Genomic DNA, 19,519 nt, shown 5'->3' on the forward strand with positions numbered 1-19,519 from the left:
CAAAAAAAACAGTCGCTTATTTTTGGGCAGCGTGTTTTGCGATGGCAGTGGATTTGCCCGGAGAGCCTAACATGTCGTCACTTTCTGTATCCCCTTCCTCCTTATCATATTTTTGATCATAGTTGCCAAAAATATCATAGGCTTTGTTAGCTACACGGTAGATATTGCTATTGTATTTATTGCCTAGTATAATAATCGTAACTCTCTCATCTGTCAACCTTGCGAAAGCCGCATTGAAACCATGCCAGCGGCCAAAATGATAGATCACTTTTTTACCGTTACGGAAATTCAGCATTCGCCATCCCAATCCATAATTATGTACCGATGGTCTTTCATTACTGTTGGGCTGGAAGGCAGAATCCAATAATGCTTTGCTTAAAAATTGTTCCGTATACAATGCCTGGTCCCATTTCAACAAATCCTGCGGTGTCGAATAAATATTTTTATCCCCATAGGTAGCTTCCATCATATCATTTTGCCAAAGTCCACCATTGTGATTAAAAGAAGGAATGGCCTTCGCCGTATCTGCCATTGAAAAAACGTAAGTGTTATTCATTTGCAGCGGGGTAAATATCTTTTCCTTCATAAATGCTGAAAAAGTTTGCCCCGATATCTTTTCAATGATCAATGCCAACAAAACAAAATTGGTATTGCTATAGCTGAAACGACGATTCGGGGTAAAGCTGCGGGAAGGTTTTTTCTCGTACAGGTAAGTTAAGACATCGTTGTTAGTCACATATTTATCCTTGTACTCCTTCACATTTGCCAAAAAATAAACATAGTTGGGCATCCCACTGCGATGATTTAGTAGCATTCTTACAGTAACTCCGGGATAAGGCAGCTCAGGGAAGAATTTTTGAATAGAATCGTCTAACGAAAGTTTGTTTTCCTGCACCAACTTTAACACAGCCATTGCGGTAAGTGTTTTTCCTGTGGATGCGATATGCAGGGGAGTGTTGCTGGTCAATGAATCTTTTTTGCGCAGGTCTGCAAAACCGGCATATTTTTCATAAATAATCGCCCCATCTTTGGCCACCAATATACTTCCGTTAAACCCACGTTTCAGTAAGTTCGACTCAAAAAAAGCCGATAACTCACGTTGATACTGGCGAAATTCCTGCTGACTTAATCTCTTGGGGGTAGGGGGATAGTATTGCAGAGAATCTTCCTCCAACGCAGCGATGTTTTTGGAAGATGCGTCGTTACAACCATAGATAACTACCAACAGGCCAAGAATGTAAAAAATGGTTTTCAATAGAGATCAGTTTAAACGAAATTATCTTATGCAGAAATGAGGCCAAACCCCAAGTTTTCCACATACGCTAATTTATCTTAATAACGTGATAGTTATATTTGCAGTATGTCAATAAAAGAAAAAACTAGCTATCCAAAAGAAAAAATACGAATACTCTTCCTGGAAAACATCAGTGATCTCGCCGTAAAAAACTTTAAACAACAGGGTTATACGCAGGTAGAAAAGATTACCAAAGCGCTGACTGAAGAAGAATTAATCAAAGAAGTAAGTGATGTTCATATTCTTGGCATTCGGTCCAAGACGCAAATCACTCCCAAAGTACTGGAAGCCGCTAAAAAGCTACAGGCAATCGGCTGCTTTTGTATAGGGGTAAACCAGGTAAACCTGAAAGCTGCCACCAAACAGGGTGTAGTAGTGTTTAATGCTCCCTATTCCAATACAAGATCGGTGGCCGAACTGGTGATAGGCTTAGCCATCATGCTTATTCGCCGTATTCCCGATAAAAACAAAGCTGCGCATGAAGGCATCTGGATGAAAGATGCAAAAGGCAGCTATGAATTGCGGGGAAAAACCTTAGGTATTATTGGTTATGGCAATATCGGCAGCCAGGTGAGCGTACTGGCCGAGGCATTGGGTATGAAGGTTATTTTTTACGATGTGGAAACCAAGCTGCCATTGGGCAACGCTACCGATGGAAAAACATTGAAGGATGTATTGTCAAAATCAGATGTAGTGACCCTGCATGTGCCTGAAACCAGCCAGACAAAAAACCTGATCAATAAAACAAACCTCAAGTATTTCAAAAAGGGTTCGATACTCATCAACTATGCGAGAGGTGAAGTAGTGGACCTTGATGCCTTAAGAAAATCAATTGAAGAAGGAGCGATTGGTGGCGCTGCCATCGATGTTTTTCCCTGGGAACCAGAGAAGAACGGAGATCGTTTTCAAACACCGCTGCAGGACCTGCCCAATGTGATCCTGACACCACATATTGGCGGTTCTACCGAAGAGGCGCAGCAAAATATCGGTGAAGACGTGAGTATCAAACTATTTAACTACCTCGAAAAGGGTATCACTTTTGGCTCGCATACAGTACCTGCACTGGCCTTACCACCGCAGGAAGGCTCGCACAGGATATTGCATATACATAATAATGTACCCGGCGTTTTATCAGCTATCAATACCCAACTATCCAAACATAATATCAACATCGTTGGTCAATACTTAAAAACCAACGAGGATATTGGCTACGTGGTATTGGATGTCGATAAACAACTTTCCAATAAGGCCCTCCAACTTTTAAAAGAAGTAAAGGAGACGATCAAGGTAAGAATGCTGTATTAGTCCGTCTATGACAAACGAGATCATAAAAAATTTACTGGAGGCACTAACTGTATCGCCCGAAAATGTGCCCCTGCGTATTCATATAGCCGAGTTGATGCTGGCAGAAAAAATGTATGAAGAAGCCGGCGAACAATTCAGGGAAGTGCTTAATAAAAGTTATGGAAATACAAAGGCCCAGTTAGGATTGGCCAATTGCTACTTCCATACACAAAAATATTCCGCTGCTATCATTATTTATGAGCAATTGCAGCATCAACTTCCACCATCCGACCAGATTTATTTTATAAAATGCCTGGTCAGGGAAAACTCCCTTCAGCAAGCTGTTGAGCTATACCAGCGGGTGATTGCAGTCAATCCTGAATTCAAAGACGAGGAAATTGATTCGTTTTTACGCAGGCCAACGATGCAACATACAGGAAGTGATGATTGGACCGATGACAACGATAACAGCCATGCATACTTCATGGAAAAACCCAAAACAAAATTTGCCGATGTTGGTGGCATGCAACGGGTGAAGGAGGAAATTTCCATGAAGATCATTCAGCCAATGAAAAACCCTGATCTGTACGAGGCGTTTGGAAAAAAGATCGGCGGTGGTATTTTAATGTATGGTCCACCGGGCTGTGGAAAAACCTATATTGCCAAAGCAACCGCCGGTGAAATAAATGCAAAGTTTATTAATATTGGTCTGCATGATATTCTCGATATGTGGATCGGTAATAGTGAAAAAAATCTCCACGAGATTTTTGAAACGGCCCGCCGTAATGCGCCCTGTGTATTGTTCTTTGACGAGGTAGATGCCATGGGCGCCAGTCGCAGTGACCTGAAACAGTCGGCCATGCGTCATGTTATCAACCAGTTTCTGGCGGAAATGGATGGAGTAGAGTCCGATAACGAAGGCGTATTGATATTGGCTGCTACCAATGCACCCTGGAGCGTCGATCCTGCTTTCAGAAGACCGGGTCGTTTTGATCGAATCATATTCGTAGAACCGCCCGATACGGCGGCAAAAGAAGAAATCCTCAACTCGTTGTTACAAGGTAAGCCTGTTGGAGAGGTTGATACAAAAAAAATAGCACAGGCCGCCATCGATTATTCCGGTGCCGATTTGAAAGCACTGCTTGACATTGCGATAGAAGAGAAACTCCGCGAATCCATGTCAAAAGGATCAATACAGCCACTTGGTACAAAAGACTTATTGAAAGCATTAAAGCAACATCGTTCTACGGTGACGGAGTGGTTTGGTTCTGCCCGCAATTATGCATTGTATGCAAACGAATCTGGTTTGTATGATGATATTCTGAAGTATTTAAAAATCAGGAAGTAAATTATGGTGGATATAAGTATCCTGCTTGATCGTGCCGATCTCTTATTACAGCAAGACCGGCACCGGGATGCGGAAGCAAGCATAAAACAAGCATTGGAACAGGAGCCGGAAAATAACTATGCACTGTCATTACTGGCTCGTTGCTATTTTGATCAGAAAAAAATTGAAGAAGGGATTGAAGTAATACTCCGGGCCATTGCGTTGGATCCGAATAACAGCTTTTATTTCTATCTGCTGGCTTTTGGATATTATCAAAGCAATAAGGCTTTTGCTGCCATTGATAATTTAAATAAAGCGATTCAGTTAAATCCGTGGGTCGCTGAATATTATGGTTTGCTGGCTTATGTATTAATTGATGAAAGAGAATTTCAAAAAGCACTGGATAAGGCTAATGAAGGATTGGCCATCGACGCCGAAAATATTACCAGCCTGCAAGCCAGGTCAAGGGCATTAAATAAGCTCAACCGGACCGATGATGCGATCGAAACCATGCAGAATGCATTGGCGCAGGATCCGGATAATGAATCAACACATGCCACCGTTGGCTGGAACTATCTGGAAAAAGGCAGGCACCAGGAAGCTGGCAAACATTTTCGTGAAGCCCTGCGACTGGACCCTAATCATACATCATCCAAACAGGGATTAAAAGAATCGTTGAAATCAAAACTTCCACCTTACCGCTGGTTATTACAGTATAGTTTTTGGGTGCATAACAAAGGCAAAAACCTGCAGACCATTTTGCCGATTGCATTATATATTGTTTTTCGGGTGTTGATCAGCCTGACAAAAGGAAATGAAAGCACGGCGGGTTTAGCCTGGATATTGTTGGCCGTTTACCTGCTATTTGTTGTTACTTCATGGACGATAAATTCTATTGCCAATTTCATGTTACTCTTTCACCCGGATGGAAAATATGCAGTAACCACCACCGAACGCTGGTCATCTATTGCAGTAGTATCAGCAATGATAGCCGGGCTTGTCATACTGGTTCTTGCGCAGGCAAGTGGAATAATGACGGGTACCGTATACGCAGACAATTTTTTCTATGCAGGTTTGCTTTGTTTATCACTTGCATTGCCATTGAGTGAAATGAAATTCCCGGTGCAGATCAGGAATAGTAAGGGATGGAGAGAGTGGTTTACGTTGGCACTTGTTGCATTTGGATTGTTCACATTACTATTGTTTATCGCATTACCCGGCATTTCATCCGGGTGTTTCGTTGTTTATGGAATAGCATTTATTATTTATAACTGGACGGGGCTGGGAAAATAATTTTCAGAATGTAGAGAACAAGTTAGCCGTATTATTTAACGGGTTCTGCAATTCCATTCTGTTACTTATGGTTAAAGCTTGCAACTCATAGTCAGGAATTTTTTATAGAGTCCGGGCCAGGTCTCATGATTGTATGGGTAACATGTAACACAAAACACTCACACCTACTTATTATTAAGTACAAAACAAATTCGTTTTAGGCAGGTGTAAAAAGTAGCTGGAAAATATTTTCCTTTTTATTTTACTAAAATTAACTTAACTTAATAGTGCTCTAAAAGCCATATGATATGGGCACTGTAAGAAATATTCTGCAAACCAAGGGTAATGCAGTATATACTGTAAGCCCGGAAAGTTCTGTGTACGAAGCACTGGAGGAACTTGAAAATAACAACCTGGGTTCCCTGGTTGTAGTTGAAAATGAAAAGCTAATCGGCATTTTTACTGAACGTGACTATGCCCGCAAAATCATTCTCAAAGGACGCTCTTCCAGAGAAACACATGTAAAGGATATAATGAACGAACGTCCCTTGTTTGTGAGTCCTGATACCAGCATTGACGCATGCATGCAATTAATGAGCAGCAAATTTGTTCGACATTTACCCGTAATCGATAATGATCAACTGGTTGGTGTTATATCCATTGGTGATGTAGTAAGATATATTATCAATGAAAAGGATTTCATTATAGAAAACCTGGAGCATTACATCGTCAGTTAAGCGGGATTATAGCAAGCTGCTTGTACACTTCGTTATAGTTAGTAGTTATTGCATGTTTCACAACATGGCCCAAATGTTGTGGAAAGTGACAGGTTGTACCTGTGTATTTGTCAATAATGAAAAGTGTTTTATGATGCCGGGAAACAATATTCTTAGTATTCCCTTATGGCCTTTACTGCTGTATGCAGCATTGGTCGGAGTGCTGCTTATAGTCATTCTTTCACTGTCATTTATATTGGGTCAGCATCACAAGGATAGAGCCACCGATGAACCTTATGAAGGAGGCATATTACAGGCAGGTTCTGCACGACTGAGGTTCTCCGCTCAATTTTATCTTGTCGCCATGTTATTTGTGATTTTCGATGTAGAAACAGTATTTATTATGCTGTGGGCACTCGGCTTTTATGAATTAGGATGGCCGGGTTATATCGGCGCTGCCATTTTCATTGGGCAACTGGTTGTGGTTTTAATATATGAATGGGGAATAGGAGCATTGGATGTTGGACCGAATGCAAAGAAAATATTGAAAGCCTATAAAAAGAAAATAATGAAGTAATATATGCAAACAGGCAAATGTGAAAATGTATGAATGCATGCCACCCGTAATCCCGGGTTGTATTCAGAATACACAACTGCCATTTTGCAATAAATATCAGACAAGATAATTTTAAAAACTCTCCGCCGGATGGCGGAGGTATGATTTATGAAATGGTGGCTTAGCAAACCAGGCGATTCTGCCGGAAATATAAAAGGCACAGGCAGCATGGAAGATGCAGTCAGCAAAAGTATTATGCTTACATCGATGCAGAGTCTGCTGGCATGGGGCCGCAGAAATTCTATGTGGCCTTTTCATTTTGGGTTAAGCTGCTGCTTTGTAGAAATGGCCACGAGTATTACGAGTAAATATGATGTGGCTCGTTTTGGTGCGGAGGTGATAAGAGGAACACCGAGAGAAGCCGATGTAATGGTAATTGCCGGAACAGTGTTTATAAAAATGGTCCCGGTCATTAAACGACTGCATGAGCAAATGATGGAACCACGCTGGGTGATCTCCATGGGTAGTTGCGCTAACAGTGGTGGCATGTATGATATTTATAGCGTAGTGCAGGGCGTTGATAAGTTTTTACCGGTAGATGTATATGTACCCGGTTGCCCGCCCCGACCCGATGCCTTTATGCAAGGGCTGGTGTTATTAAGTGAGTCAGTGGGAAAAGAAAAACGTCCCCTGAGCTGGGTGATAGGTGAGCAGGGCGTTATCAGACCACAACTAAAGCCGATGAAGGAGCGTAAAAGAGAAGAGAGAATGGGAATGGTTGACTTCAGACCGGCGGATGAAATTTAGATATATTGATGATGCAATATACAGTGTTGGTATGCTAAGAGGGGAATATAAAAATTAAAACGGTTCTAAAAACTCAACGATTATGATCGAAGTCTGAATGGCTTAATAGTAAGTAAACACATCCGTAGTTTTTATTAACTATGGCCATTCAGGATTAGCGACCCGGGCTTTACGATACACAAGATATGCAGGATGCTACCAACATATTATTACAGCACTTGCAACAGCGCTTCGGTGCTGAGACATTTTTCCAGCAGCAAACTGTTGATGGAATCCCGACATTTTGGATCCCCCAGGACAAATTGGTAGCCATTATCCGGCATCTTAAGACAGGCATTGATCAGCCTTATATTTCGCTCTACGATATTTGCGGCATTGATGAACGTGACAAAGCAAAAAAAGAAGAACCTGCCAAAGATTTTACAGTTGTCTATCACCTGCTATCATTTGAACGCAATCTCTTCATTCGCCTGAAAGTTGCACTGCAGGGCGAGTATCCATCGTTGTCCTCCGTTACTTCAATTTTTAAAAATGCCAACTGGTACGAACGTGAAGTATATGACATGTTTGGTATTCGCTTCGAAGGCCATCCGCATTTACAACGAATCTTGATGCCAATTACCTGGAAAGGACATCCGCTTCGAAAAGAACATCCGGCAAGAGCTACAGAAATGGGGCCTTTTCAATTGTGGGATGAGAAACAGGACCGGGAGCAGGAAGCATTACAGTTTAAACCTGAAGAATGGGGCATGGAACGCCAAACAGAGGATACTGATTTTATGTTCCTGAATATTGGCCCTCAACACCCCGGCACTCACGGCGTTCTCCGCATCATACTTCAATTGGATGGTGAAGATATTGTGGATGCTGTGCCCGAGATCGGGTTTCATCACCGCGGTGCAGAAAAGATGGGAGAACGGCAAAGCTGGCATACTTATATTCCTTATACTGACCGGGTAGATTATCTGGGCGGTGTAATGAACAATCTTGCATATTTATTGGCAGTAGAGAAATTGGCTGGCATTGAAGTGCCGGATAGAGTGAAAGTGATTCGCGTCATGTTATGTGAATTATTCCGTATCAACAGTCACCTTGTTTGGTTTGGCACCTTTGCCCAGGATCTTGGCCAGTTATCTCCGGTGTTTTATATGTTCACTGATCGTGAAAAGGTATTCGATATCATTGAAGCTGTCTGTGGCGGACGCATGCATCCCAACTGGTTTCGCATTGGCGGTGTAGCGCAGGATCTGCCAAAAGGCTGGGATAAACTTGTCCGGGATTTTGTTCAATATTTTCCGAGACAACTCCGCGAATACAACAACATGGTAATGCGCAACAGTCTCTTCAAAGCCCGTACAAAAGGCATTGGTATTTATACTTTGGAAGAGGCATTTGAATGGGGCGTTACCGGTCCGGGTTTGCGGGCCTGTGGCTTTGAGTGGGACTTCCGCAAAAAACAACCTTACTCCGGTTATGAAATGTTTGACTTTGATATTCCTATTGCACATAATAGTGACTGTTTCGACCGTGCCGTTGTAAGAGTAGAAGAGATGCGGCAAAGCCTTCGCATCGTAGAACAATGTCTCAACAACATGCCTGAAGGAAATTATAAAGCCGATCATCCACTCACCACACCCCCACTTAAGAAATACACCATGCAGGACATAGAAACACTGATCACACACTTTCTTAATGTGAGTTGGGGACCGGTGATACCTGCCGGTGAAGCGATGAGTTGCATTGAAGCTACCAAAGGAGCCAATAGTTATTACTTAATTAGTGATGGAAATACGGCTGCATACCGGGTTCGAATCCGTACCCCATCATTTCCCCACATGCAAATGGTGCCCTATATCAGCAAAGGATATACCGTTGCTGACTTGCTATCCATTTTGGGAAGTGTTGATTATGTATTAGCGGACATTGACAGATAATAACTAATGTGCTGATGAATTTGAGGTTCGGGTGTAATGGTTGATAATTTTTTAAACTCAGGTTTTAAAACCTGGCTACGAAAAGTTGACATGCCTGACCATAAGAATAATACTGATTCAATCATGTTACAGGAAATACACACTAAACTTTCAGAGCAGGAACTAAAGGCTATCGATCATGAAATACAGCTGGTGCCTTATAAAAAAGCAGCCGTTATTGAGGCATTAAAGATAGTTCAGCAACATCGTGGATGGATCAGCGATGAGAGTGTAGAAGTAATTGCAGATTATTTGGAAATGAGCCCGGCAGAAGTAGACAGTGTAGCCACATTTTACAATCTCATTTTCCGTAAGCCTGTTGGCCGGCATGTGATCCTGCTGTGTGATAGCATTTCATGTTATGTCATGGGCTATAAAAAATTGCAGGAAGCATTACAACAGAAATTGGAAATAAGATTTGGGGAAACCAGCAGTGATCAGCGTTTCACTTTGCTGCCCAATTGCTGTCTGGGTTGCTGTGATCATGCACCGGCATTAATGATCGATGAGGATTTATACCAGGATGTATCAATAGAAATGCTTGATGATATTTTGAAACGATACGAATAATATGCAAACCTGTCTGCCGACAGGCAGCGGTGAAAATGTACTGATATGCTAATTGATAAAATAAAGAATGAGTTCAAAAATTATTATTTCAAAACTCCCCTTTAGGGGCTGAGTGTATGGAACGGCCATTAACTCAACATATCAATTTAAACGAAGCACCACCTGATTTGGCAGCTTATAAAAAAACAGATGGTTATGAAGCCTTGCAAAAGGCATTAAAAATGTCGCCGCAGGAAGTTCAGAAACTTGTGCAGGATAGTAACCTGAAAGGTCGTGGTGGTGCGGGATTTAGCACAGGCATAAAGTGGAGCTTTGTACCGATGGGCGACGATGCGCCGCATCCAAAATATATTATTGTCAACGCAGATGAAATGGAACCGGGTACATTTAAAGACCGGCTGTTACTCGAAGGAAATCCGCACCAGTTGCTCGAAGGAATGATCGTGGCCGCCTATGCCATCCAGGCTGATATCGCTTATGTTTTTTTAAGATGGGCTTATCGAAAAGCCGCTCAACTGATCCGGAAAAGTATTGATGAGGCATATGCCGCTGGTTATCTCGGAAAAAATATTCTCGGTAGCGGATTTAGTTTAGAAATGCATTTGCACACCGGTGTAGGCCGTTATATGTGTGGCGAAGAAACTGCTTTATTAAATGCACTGGAAGGTAAAAGGGCCACACCAAGAGCCAAACCTCCTTTTCCACAGGTGAGCGGATTATTTGGAAAGCCCACCATCGTGAATAATGTAGAAACACTTTGTTGTGTTCCGCATATTATAAATAATGGAGCAGCCTGGTTTAAAAGTTTAAGCCATAGCGAAGACGGCGGCACAAAACTTTATGGTGTGAGCGGAAAGGTAAATCGTCCCGGCGCATGGGAACTTCCAATGGGCGTTACCGTGAGAGAATTAATTGAAGAACATGCAGGAGGAATGAAGAATGGTTATAAATTAAAAGGGGTATTGCCGGGTGGCGCCTCAACAGATTTTTTGACGGAGCAGCATCTCGATGTCAAAATGGATTTTAAGTCTGTAGCGGCAGCAGGCAGTCGTTTAGGCACCGGCACTATGATAGTGATGGATGATGCAACGTGTCCCGTTGGTTTTGTACATAACCTGCAACATTTTTTTGCACAGGAAAGTTGTGGCTGGTGTACTCCTTGCCGTGAAGGATTGCCATGGGTAGAAAAGATTTTATTAAGTCTAGAAAAAGGTGAGGGTAGAACAGAAGATCTCGAAATATTAGCAATGCATGGTGAACTGCTTGGTCCCGGTAATACTTTTTGCGCATTAGCACCGGGAGCAATGGAGCCGTTGCAAAGCGCATTGAAATATTATAAAGACGATTTTGAGAAGCATGTGAAAGAAAAAGGGTGTCCGTATCATGACTGAATGTGATAACCAGAGTTTGTGAATCAAAAACCAAATAAGAAAGACCCACCCCAGTTTCTCAAAGAAGAAAGTGACTCGATTTCGCGCCGCCGCGGCGGAAGGGGAAGTTGCGTAAGACAGAGCTTGTAAGAACATTTAAAGCATATAAAAAATAAAAAGCATCCACCCAGGAATTTTCCCCTCCCTGGAGGGGCGAGTTTAGGAAACTATAAAATTGAAGCGGCTGGGGTGGGTTTCTATCAAGACAAAAAGATGTAAATGCAAAGAAAAATCATTCCATACAATCCTCACCTAAAAGAGAAGCAAAGAAACTTCGAAAGAATATGACTTTTTTAGAAGTAAAACTGTGGAATGAATTAAAAAAAGGTCAGATCATGGGTTATGACTTTGACAGGCAAAGACCCATTGGAAATTATATTGTTGATTTTTATTGCAAGGATCTGCAATTAGCATTGAAGTGGATGGCATTACACATGAAGATGAAAAGGCAATATTAAATGATACAATAAGACAAAATGAGCTTGAATTATCAGGAGTGAGTTTTTTACGTTTTGATGCGTTGCTGATACTTAATAAAGTTGAGAGTACTGTAAAAGAAATTGAAAGATGGGTTTTGAATTATGAGGAGAAAAATGGAGTGCCGGAATTTGTGATGCGAAAGAGGAAGGCTCAATTTCACCCCTCCAAGGAAGGGAAGTGCCATAAAGCAGAACCTGTAAGAACATAAAAAAAAGTAAAAAAGGACGAAAGTATCAAAGGAGGAAACCTAAACAGAGGAATCTTCCCCCTCCTTGTAGGGGCGAACTTAGGGAGTCATGTAAGTTAAACGACCGGGGTGGGTTGCTCAATAGCGAACAGAACGATGAGGAGTAGGAGTGCGACCTGCCTTTGCAGGCAGGCAGGCGCAACGAACGATAAATAGAATTACAAATGCTGGGCTCATAAAAAAAAAAAATTCACAGTGCCAAAAATTTTTATCGATAACAAACCTTACGAAGTAAAAGCTGGTAAAAACCTGCTTGAATCCTGTTTGAGCCTGGGTTTTGACCTGCCTTATTTCTGCTGGCATCCTGCATTGGGTAGTGTGGGTGCATGCCGGCAATGCGCAATAAAAATTTTCAAAGACGAAAATGATACCCAGGGGAAATTGATGATGAGTTGCATGGAATCGGTGAAAGATGGTTTGCGTATATCTATTGACCACCCGGGAGCGAAAGCTTTTCGTGAACAGGTTATTGAATGGCTGATGACCAATCACCCGCATGATTGCCCCGTTTGTGACGAAGGAGGAAGTTGTCATCTGCAGGACATGACCGTGATGACGGGCCATGATTATCGCCGCTTCAATTACAAAAAACGTACTTATCAAAATCAATATCTCGGTCCGCTTATTCATCATGAAATGAACCGCTGCATACAATGTTATCGTTGTGTACGCTTTTACCGGGACTACGCAGGTGGGGACGATCTGAATGTTTTCGCGGCGCATAATCATGTTTATTTTGGGAGAGAAAAGGATGGTGTATTACAAAGCCCGTTCAGCGGCAACCTGGCAGAGGTTTGTCCAACCGGAGTTTTTACTGACAAAACGCTCAAAGAACACTATACCCGTAAATGGGATCTCACATCAGGGCCATCTGTTTGCCAGCATTGCAGTCTTGGATGCAATATTATTGCAGGAGAACGCTATGGAGAATTACGGTGCATCACCAACCGGTATAACAGTGAAGTGAATGGCTATTTTCTTTGTGATCGGGGAAGATTTGGTTATGAGTTTGTGAACAGCGAAAACAGAATTACCCAACCCATCATACGTAACCGTGCAGGTGAAGCCGTGAATGAAATTGTTTTAGAAGGGCACCTGGAAACTATTCTAAGCGATCATTCCATAATTGGGATTGGTTCGCCCCGGGCATCTGTTGAAACTAATTTTTCGCTGATGCAGTTAGTAGGCAAAGAAAATTTTTACCAGGGCTTGAGTGCAGATGAAGCTTACCTGGGTAAATTAGTCGTTGATATTTTAAGCAGTGGCACTGTGCATAGTCCTTCTCTCAGAGAAATACAACAGGCTGATGCGGTACTGGTATTGGGAGAAGATATCTGGAACACTGCACCTGTTATGGCACTGGCCGTTCGACAAGCAGTAATGAAAACAGCAGCGGCGGCTGCAGTGCAGCAGGTACAGATGCCTGTATGGAACGACGCAGCAGTAAAAGAATTAGTACAGGAAAACAAAGGCTTCCTGGCAAATTGCACTGTTATTGCTTCGCCATTGGATGAAATAACAACCTGCACACATCGTGCTGCACCGGATGATATTGCCCGGTTAGGTTTTATCATTGCCCATCAGCTCAATCCTTCTTTGCCGCCGGTTGAAAATGCTGATGAAGCTTTGATATCGAAAGCAAAGATGATTGCTGATGCTTTGCAAAAAGCCAAACATCCCGTAATTATCAGTGGCATTTCCTGTTACAATGAAGCGATCATCCGGGCAGGCTTTGATATTGCTGCTGCATTGGATATTACAGACAGAAGGTCAGGGCTTTCTTATATTTTACCGGAATGTAACAGCGTGGGCCTGGCCATGATGCAGGCTTCTTCTTTTGATGAAGTTATTACAAGAGTGCAACGGGAAGAAAACATTACCGCCATCATTGTGGAGAACGATGTTTATCGTCATATAACTCCTGACAAAGCCAATACATTTTTTAATCGTTGTAAAAATATTGTGGTATTAGATTCTTTGCACAACCGTACAACGGAAAAAGCTTCGGTGCTCATTCCTGTATCTACATTTGCCGAGGCAGATGGGACATTGATCAACAATGAAGGACGTGCCCAACGTTTCTACCAGTCATTTATGCCTTCAGCAAAGTATATAAAAGAAAGCTGGAAATGGTTTGGACTAATGAAAACCTCGCTGACAAAATTGGTTAATGGTCAGCCACATCACCCCGATGAATGGCTTGAAAAACTGGAAAAATTATTGCCGCAATTTGAGGGCATTACTCAGTCGGCGCCGCCGCATGATTTCCGTGTTCACGGGCAACTCATTCCAAGGGAACCTCACCGATATAGTGGCCGCACCGCAATGCAGGCCAACAAAAATGTTAGTGAACCAAAGCCTTTAGAGGATGATGATTCACCACTAACCTTTACTATGGAAGGATACAAGGGAATTCCACCGGGTCCTGTGAGTCCTTTCTTCTGGTCGCCAGGATGGAATTCCGTACAATCAGTTACCAAATTCCAGGAAGAGGTTGGCGGTGCATTACGAGGTGGTAGTTCCGGGATGAGATTATTCAAAGAAAAAAAAGAAACAGCAGTTTCATTTTTCAAAGACATGCCCGAAGCGTTTATGTCAAGAGTTCAAAAATGGCTATTGCTGCCACAGTATCATGTTTTTGGTTCCGACGAATTGAGTGTATATACCAGGGCTATTGAAGAACTTTCGCCGGACTCTTATATCGCATTGTCGAAATATGATATGGAGCAGTTGGGAATAACTGAAGGCTCTATTGTTCAAGTGGAAGACGATAAAAATACCTACTCGTTTGTGGCAAAAATGAAACCGGAATTGTGTAATGGAATTGTTCTTATATCCGCTGGATTGCGGGGAATGAATGCAATGAATTGGGGAAGCTGGGTGAAGATAAACCCCATCCCTGAAGGGGAGCAAAGAAAATAAATAACTTATTTGACTGATATGACCTGTTTGACCTTTATACCATTCACTATTGACAACTCACTACTATGACGGTCATGCAACACATATGGATTGTTCTCGGCGTATTGTTCGTGCTGTTAAATATAGCGGCAGGACTTATCTGGGTTGAGCGAAGATTATTGGCCCTATGGCAGGACAGGTTGGGACCTAACCGTGCTGGTCCCCTGGGAATTTTTATAGTATTAGCAGATACGTTGAAATTATTTTTTAAAGAAGACTGGATACCACCATTTGCAGATAAATGGGTATTCATCACAGCGCCGGCCATTGTGGTCGCCAGTGTGCTGATGAGTTTTGTCATCATTCCCTTTGCTCCCAATATCGTAGTAGCTGATTTGAATATTGGATTATTATTTTTCCTGGCTATGTCTTCATTAGGTGTTTATAGTATCGTGCTGGGCGGTTGGGCATCGAACAATAAATATTCATTGCTGGGTGCATTGCGGGGTGCGTCGCAAATGATCGCTTATGAAGTATTCATGGGATTGTCGCTGATGGGGGTAGTGATGCTTACCGGTTCGTTTAACCTGGGTGATATTGTACTGGCTCAAAAAAATATGTGGTTCATCGTCACACAACCACTTGGCTTTATCATTTTTTTCATAGCCGGTATAGCGGAAACTCACCGTTTGCCCTTTGATATTCCTGAAGCGGAGAGTGAATTGATTGCCGGTTATCATGCAGAATATTCCGGAATGAAATTCGGGATGTTTTTTATTGGTGAGTACCTGGGGATTACATTGATCTCGGCAATGACGGTGACAATGTTTTTTGGAGGGTGGCTGGGGCCATCATTTCTACCGCCATGGGCATGGTTCTTCCTGAAGACATTTGGGTTCATTGCATTGTTCATATTGCTTAGGGCATCGCTTCCCCGGCCGCGTTATGATCAACTGATGGAATATGGCTGGAAGCTCTTACTGCCATTGGTATTATTGAATTTATTGGTGACGGGTGCAGTGGCATTGTTGATAAAAGGAATGTAAAATGTAGAAATATGAAAATGGTTTATTCATGATTTAAAAAATCTCCCGGGGGTGTTGCAAGAATACCTGTTAGGAGAAGGAGGCATTCATTATGATTAGTCATATCAGAACAATGTGGTTGGTTTTTTTACACCTGTTTCGTAAAAAAGCTACAATTGAATACCCCGAAGAAAAAGTAAAGTTGCATCCCCGTTGGCGGGGACGTATAGTGCTGACCAAAGACCCGGATGGAGGTGAACGTTGTGTAGGTTGTTATTTGTGTGCGGCAGCCTGTCCCGTTGATTGCATTGCATTGCAGGCCACCGAAGATGAGAATGGCCGGCGATATCCTGAATTTTTCCGCATCAACTTTTCCCGATGCATTTTTTGCGGGTATTGTGAGGAAGCATGCCCTACTTATGCAATCCAGTTGATCCCTGATTTTGAAATGGCTGAATACAACCGGCAAAACCTGGTGTTTGAAAAGGAGGATCTTTTGATTGACAGCCAGGGGAAATACCCGGGATATAATTTTTATAAAGTGGCAGGAATGGATGCAGGCGTAAAGGAAACGGGAACTGGGGACAATGAGGAAAAACCTGTTGATATAAAGAGTTTGTTACCATAAGAACAATATGCAAATGTGCCAATGCGGTCAGCCTGTAAACTATTAAACATATAAACTTTTCTTGTCAATCCTTTTCTACATATCATCCCTCGTTGCGATCATCGCCACTGTCATGGTGATAACCCGTTACACACCTATTCATGCTTTGCTGTACCTGGTTGTTTCTTTTTTGGCAGTCGCCATGATTTTTTTGTCATTGGGCGCACCATTTGTTTCCGTACTGGAAGTGATCGTTTATGCAGGCGCCATTATCGTGTTGTTCATTTTTGTCGTCATGATGCTAAACCTGGGCAGGGATACCGCCATGCAGGAAAAACAATGGCTACAACCAAAAGTGTGGATAGGGCCATCAATTCTTGTAATGATATTGTTAGCAGAGATGATCCTATTACTGGCAAAAGGAAATGATTCTTCACTTCCTGGTTCAGTGGTGAGCCCGAAAAAGGTCGCACTTTCTCTTTATCGTGAATACATTATTGCACTGGAATTGGCTGGTTTCCTCCTGATGGCAGGGATAGTAGGAGCTGCGCATATCGGACAACATAAGAAAAGAACATTGCATCGGTTTTTGGAGGATGGGGCAGAGCCGAAAGTTGTTGACCAGCGTTCGGAAGTAAAGGAGAGAGAAAATCTGAAAATGTGAAAATGCAAAACATCTGGTGTCGAATTATAATTTGAAACAGCAAATGGAGTTATGACCTCTTTTAACGCAGATACTGTATTAATCGTGGCCGCTATACTTTTTGTATTGGGGCTTATCGGGGTGCTGACACGAAAGAACATCATTTTTATTCTGATTTCAATAGAAGTGATGCTGAATGCAGCGGGCCTGGCATTTGTAGCGGCCGGATCAAAATGGCAGCAGCCCGATGGACAGGTGATGTTCCTGTTCATATTAGCGATGGCTGCGGCAGAAGTTTCTATAGGGCTAGCGCTGGTGCTGCAGGCTTATCATCAACACAAGACATTGGATGTAGAACAACTAAAGGAATTGAAAGATTAAGAAATGTGCAAATAGGCAAGTTTGCCGACAGGCAGTTGTGCAAACGGAATATTGATAATTGAATATTGAACATTTTATCAGGCACTAACCATACACACATGAACAACCTGCTTGCATTAATTCCCGCATTGCCCCTGGCTGGTTTCCTGGTGCTGGCGCTGGCAGGAAGAGCTTTGCACAAAAATGCTATTGCATGGATTGGTGCAGGCAGTGTTAGCATTGCGGCTATTATTGCAATGATCGCAGGTGTTGAGTTTTTACAAACTCCCCCGGTTGATGGTGCATACACACAGACTCTCTGGCAATGGATGCGCACGGAAAATTTGTCCATCTCTATCAGCCTGCGGTTAGATGCCTTGTCGCTGGTGTTTGTATTCATTATCACATTTGTCGGAGCTCTTATTCATATTTATTCTACCGCTTTTATGCGCAGCGACCGGGATTATTCCCGCTTTTTTGCCTGCATGAACCTGTTTGTATTTGCGATGCTGCTACTGGTAATGGCGGATAACCTGGTGCTGATGTACCTGGGATGGGAAGGGGTGGGGCTATGCAGTTATTTACTCATCGGTTTCTGGTATGAAACACCGGCTAATTGTAGGGCCGCCAATAAAGCGTTCTACATTACCCGTATAGGTGATACAGCTATGGCTATCGGACTGTTCCTTTTATTTAAAGAATTAGGAACCCTGGATATTCCTGGTATTCTCCGGCAATCTCCACAGCATTTTGCAAACAGTTCATCAAATATTACACTTATCGCTTTGTTACTGCTGGCAGGTGGCATGGGCAAATCGGCACAACTACCATTGCAAACCTGGCTACCGGATGCAATGGCCGGACCTTCACCCGTGAGTGCATTGATACATGCAGCCACTATGGTGACGGCAGGTGTTTATCTCATCGCAAGAATGCATGTGGTATTTCAACTTTCGCCAATTGCAATGGATGTCACAGCTGTTGTCGGCGCATTGACTTTATTCATCGCCGGTTGCAGTGCAATGGTGCAAACAGATATCAAAAGAATACTGGCTTATTCAACCATCAGCCAGATCGGGTATATGTTCCTGGCATTAGGAATAGGCGCCTGGAGTGCAGGCATCTTTCATTTTTTCACCCATGCTTTTTTCAAAGCGTTATTATTTCTTGCCGCAGGAGCAATTATAGAATCCCTGCATCACGAGCATGATATTTTCAAAATGGGTGGACTTAAAAACAGAATGCCCGTCGTGTTCCGTTGCTTCCTTGCCGGTGCAGCCGCATTGGCTGCATTGCCACTGATCAGCGCCGGTTTTTTTAGTAAAGACCAAATTTTGTGGTACGCCTGGAGTGCGGGCAATGGAAATGCTATGCTTTGGATAATTGCTTTGACGGGTGCTTTCATCACTGCTCTTTATACTACCCGGTTAATGCTGGTTGTTTTTTGGGGTGAAATGAAAACCCCGGTCAGTGCATATCCCGGGAAGTCAATGACGGTTCCGTTGATCATACTTGCGATCTTATCCGTTGTTGCAGGGTTTATTGAATGGCCTCATAATATTGTTCATATGACCCTGTTTGCAGATCTTGTACAAAAGGTTTTACCTGCCACCATTCTGAAGGACGGTATTCCTCCAGAGATCATCTTTCAGTTGATTGCTGCTGTTCTTACACTCCTGGCAGTGTATACCGGGTATATCTTGTATTACCGCAGGAAATCATTGATTGAAAAATGGAAGGAATCGCCTGCCATGATGACGATACGAAACTTTTTCTTTAAAGGTTGGGGATTTGATCAGTTGTATGAAACCGTCTTTGTAAAACCATTTGTATTTATAACACGCATCAACAAGGCTGACGTATTTGACAAATTATATAACGGTATTGCAAAAGCAAATCAAACATTGAATCGTTTATTGTCGGTGTCACAAAACGGTTCTTTGCGCTGGTATATTGCAGGGGTGTTAATTGGGATCTTGTTTATTCTGACGTTGCAGTTGTTGTTATAAAGGGCCCCCCTCTAAATC

The 19,519-nt window shown here is 42.6% G+C and carries 16 protein-coding genes and 1 pseudogene; 16 read left to right on the forward strand and 1 reads right to left on the reverse strand.

Annotated features, from left to right (window positions below):
* Nucleotides 1–16: 16 nt before the first annotated feature.
* Nucleotides 17–1,255: a serine hydrolase domain-containing protein gene (locus tag ACFEL9_RS22195; protein WP_385894690.1), complete on the reverse strand. Its 1,239-nt coding sequence runs from the start codon at nucleotides 1,253–1,255 to the stop codon at nucleotides 17–19.
* A gap of 105 nt (nucleotides 1,256–1,360) precedes the next feature.
* Here ACFEL9_RS22195 and serA point away from each other — a divergent pair, with 105 nt between their 5' ends.
* From serA to nuoL, 16 genes and pseudogenes are all read left to right on the forward strand, one after another.
* A complete protein-coding gene (serA, locus tag ACFEL9_RS22200) occupies nucleotides 1,361–2,599 on the forward strand; it encodes a phosphoglycerate dehydrogenase (protein ID WP_385894692.1) in 1,239 nt (412 codons plus the stop codon).
* Between the two features lie 7 nt (nucleotides 2,600–2,606).
* Nucleotides 2,607–3,926: an AAA family ATPase gene (locus tag ACFEL9_RS22205; RefSeq protein WP_385894694.1), complete on the forward strand. Its 1,320-nt coding sequence runs from the start codon at nucleotides 2,607–2,609 to the stop codon at nucleotides 3,924–3,926.
* 3 nt (nucleotides 3,927–3,929) lie between these two features.
* Nucleotides 3,930–5,198, forward strand: a complete 1,269-nt coding sequence (locus tag ACFEL9_RS22210; protein ID WP_385894695.1) for a tetratricopeptide repeat protein — start codon at nucleotides 3,930–3,932, stop codon at nucleotides 5,196–5,198.
* Nucleotides 5,199–5,485: 287 nt separating this feature from the next.
* Nucleotides 5,486–5,914 (forward strand): CBS domain-containing protein, encoded by a 429-nt coding sequence (locus tag ACFEL9_RS22215; protein WP_385894697.1) that lies wholly within the window; start codon nucleotides 5,486–5,488, stop codon nucleotides 5,912–5,914.
* Nucleotides 5,915–5,987: 73 nt separating this feature from the next.
* Nucleotides 5,988–6,470, forward strand: coding sequence for an NADH-quinone oxidoreductase subunit A (locus tag ACFEL9_RS22220; protein ID WP_385894699.1), 483 nt, complete (start codon nucleotides 5,988–5,990; stop codon nucleotides 6,468–6,470).
* Between the two features lie 147 nt (nucleotides 6,471–6,617).
* The gene (nuoB, locus tag ACFEL9_RS22225) at nucleotides 6,618–7,256 is read left to right on the forward strand and encodes an NADH-quinone oxidoreductase subunit NuoB (RefSeq protein ID WP_385894701.1); all 639 of its coding nucleotides are present in this window, start codon (nucleotides 6,618–6,620) and stop codon (nucleotides 7,254–7,256) included.
* A 185-nt stretch (nucleotides 7,257–7,441) separates the two neighbouring features.
* The gene (nuoC, locus tag ACFEL9_RS22230) at nucleotides 7,442–9,190 is read left to right on the forward strand and encodes an NADH-quinone oxidoreductase subunit C/D (RefSeq protein WP_385894702.1); all 1,749 of its coding nucleotides are present in this window, start codon (nucleotides 7,442–7,444) and stop codon (nucleotides 9,188–9,190) included.
* 90 nt (nucleotides 9,191–9,280) lie between these two features.
* Nucleotides 9,281–9,799: an NADH-quinone oxidoreductase subunit NuoE gene (nuoE, locus tag ACFEL9_RS22235; RefSeq protein WP_385894703.1), complete on the forward strand. Its 519-nt coding sequence runs from the start codon at nucleotides 9,281–9,283 to the stop codon at nucleotides 9,797–9,799.
* A 116-nt stretch (nucleotides 9,800–9,915) separates the two neighbouring features.
* Entirely contained in the window at nucleotides 9,916–11,190 is a 1,275-nt protein-coding gene (nuoF, locus tag ACFEL9_RS22240; RefSeq protein ID WP_385894705.1) for an NADH-quinone oxidoreductase subunit NuoF, read from the forward strand.
* Between the two features lie 323 nt (nucleotides 11,191–11,513).
* Nucleotides 11,514–11,917: pseudogene (locus ACFEL9_RS22245) on the forward strand (endonuclease domain-containing protein).
* A gap of 234 nt (nucleotides 11,918–12,151) precedes the next feature.
* Nucleotides 12,152–14,878, forward strand: a complete 2,727-nt coding sequence (gene nuoG / locus ACFEL9_RS22250; protein ID WP_385894707.1) for an NADH-quinone oxidoreductase subunit NuoG — start codon at nucleotides 12,152–12,154, stop codon at nucleotides 14,876–14,878.
* Nucleotides 14,879–14,952: 74 nt separating this feature from the next.
* Nucleotides 14,953–15,903, forward strand: coding sequence for an NADH-quinone oxidoreductase subunit NuoH (gene nuoH / locus ACFEL9_RS22255; protein ID WP_385894709.1), 951 nt, complete (start codon nucleotides 14,953–14,955; stop codon nucleotides 15,901–15,903).
* A gap of 91 nt (nucleotides 15,904–15,994) precedes the next feature.
* Nucleotides 15,995–16,510 carry an NADH-quinone oxidoreductase subunit NuoI gene (gene nuoI, locus ACFEL9_RS22260; protein WP_385894710.1) on the forward strand — a complete coding sequence of 172 codons (516 nt, stop codon included), beginning with the start codon at nucleotides 15,995–15,997 and terminating at the stop codon, nucleotides 16,508–16,510.
* Nucleotides 16,511–16,571: 61 nt separating this feature from the next.
* On the forward strand, nucleotides 16,572–17,153 hold the full coding sequence (gene nuoJ / locus ACFEL9_RS22265; RefSeq protein ID WP_385894712.1) for an NADH-quinone oxidoreductase subunit J: 582 nt from the start codon (nucleotides 16,572–16,574) through the stop codon (nucleotides 17,151–17,153).
* A 51-nt stretch (nucleotides 17,154–17,204) separates the two neighbouring features.
* A complete protein-coding gene (gene nuoK / locus ACFEL9_RS22270; RefSeq protein WP_385894714.1) occupies nucleotides 17,205–17,513 on the forward strand; it encodes an NADH-quinone oxidoreductase subunit NuoK in 309 nt (102 codons plus the stop codon).
* A gap of 98 nt (nucleotides 17,514–17,611) precedes the next feature.
* Nucleotides 17,612–19,501, forward strand: coding sequence for an NADH-quinone oxidoreductase subunit L (nuoL, locus tag ACFEL9_RS22275; RefSeq protein ID WP_385894716.1), 1,890 nt, complete (start codon nucleotides 17,612–17,614; stop codon nucleotides 19,499–19,501).
* Nucleotides 19,502–19,519: the final 18 nt, after the last annotated feature.

It is taken from the genome of Terrimonas alba (genome assembly GCF_042434975.1).
Classification (GTDB): domain Bacteria; phylum Bacteroidota; class Bacteroidia; order Chitinophagales; family Chitinophagaceae; genus Terrimonas_B; species Terrimonas_B alba.

What these genes read in the sequence shown, in the direction of transcription:
- serA (WP_385894692.1), top strand. Translation starts at nt 1,361, where the DNA reads ATGTCAATAAAAGAAAAAACTAGCTATCCAAAAGAAAAAATACGAATA.
- ACFEL9_RS22205 (WP_385894694.1), top strand. Translation starts at nt 2,607, where the DNA reads ATGACAAACGAGATCATAAAAAATTTACTGGAGGCACTAACTGTATCG.
- ACFEL9_RS22210 (WP_385894695.1), top strand. Translation starts at nt 3,930, where the DNA reads ATGGTGGATATAAGTATCCTGCTTGATCGTGCCGATCTCTTATTACAG.
- ACFEL9_RS22215 (WP_385894697.1), top strand. Translation starts at nt 5,486, where the DNA reads ATGGGCACTGTAAGAAATATTCTGCAAACCAAGGGTAATGCAGTATAT.
- ACFEL9_RS22220 (WP_385894699.1), top strand. Translation starts at nt 5,988, where the DNA reads ATGTTGTGGAAAGTGACAGGTTGTACCTGTGTATTTGTCAATAATGAA.
- nuoB (WP_385894701.1), top strand. Translation starts at nt 6,618, where the DNA reads ATGAAATGGTGGCTTAGCAAACCAGGCGATTCTGCCGGAAATATAAAA.
- nuoC (WP_385894702.1), top strand. Translation starts at nt 7,442, where the DNA reads ATGCAGGATGCTACCAACATATTATTACAGCACTTGCAACAGCGCTTC.
- nuoE (WP_385894703.1), top strand. Translation starts at nt 9,281, where the DNA reads ATGCCTGACCATAAGAATAATACTGATTCAATCATGTTACAGGAAATA.
- nuoF (WP_385894705.1), top strand. Translation starts at nt 9,916, where the DNA reads ATGGAACGGCCATTAACTCAACATATCAATTTAAACGAAGCACCACCT.
- nuoH (WP_385894709.1), top strand. Translation starts at nt 14,953, where the DNA reads ATGCAACACATATGGATTGTTCTCGGCGTATTGTTCGTGCTGTTAAAT.
- nuoI (WP_385894710.1), top strand. Translation starts at nt 15,995, where the DNA reads ATGATTAGTCATATCAGAACAATGTGGTTGGTTTTTTTACACCTGTTT.
- nuoK (WP_385894714.1), top strand. Translation starts at nt 17,205, where the DNA reads ATGACCTCTTTTAACGCAGATACTGTATTAATCGTGGCCGCTATACTT.
- nuoL (WP_385894716.1), top strand. Translation starts at nt 17,612, where the DNA reads ATGAACAACCTGCTTGCATTAATTCCCGCATTGCCCCTGGCTGGTTTC.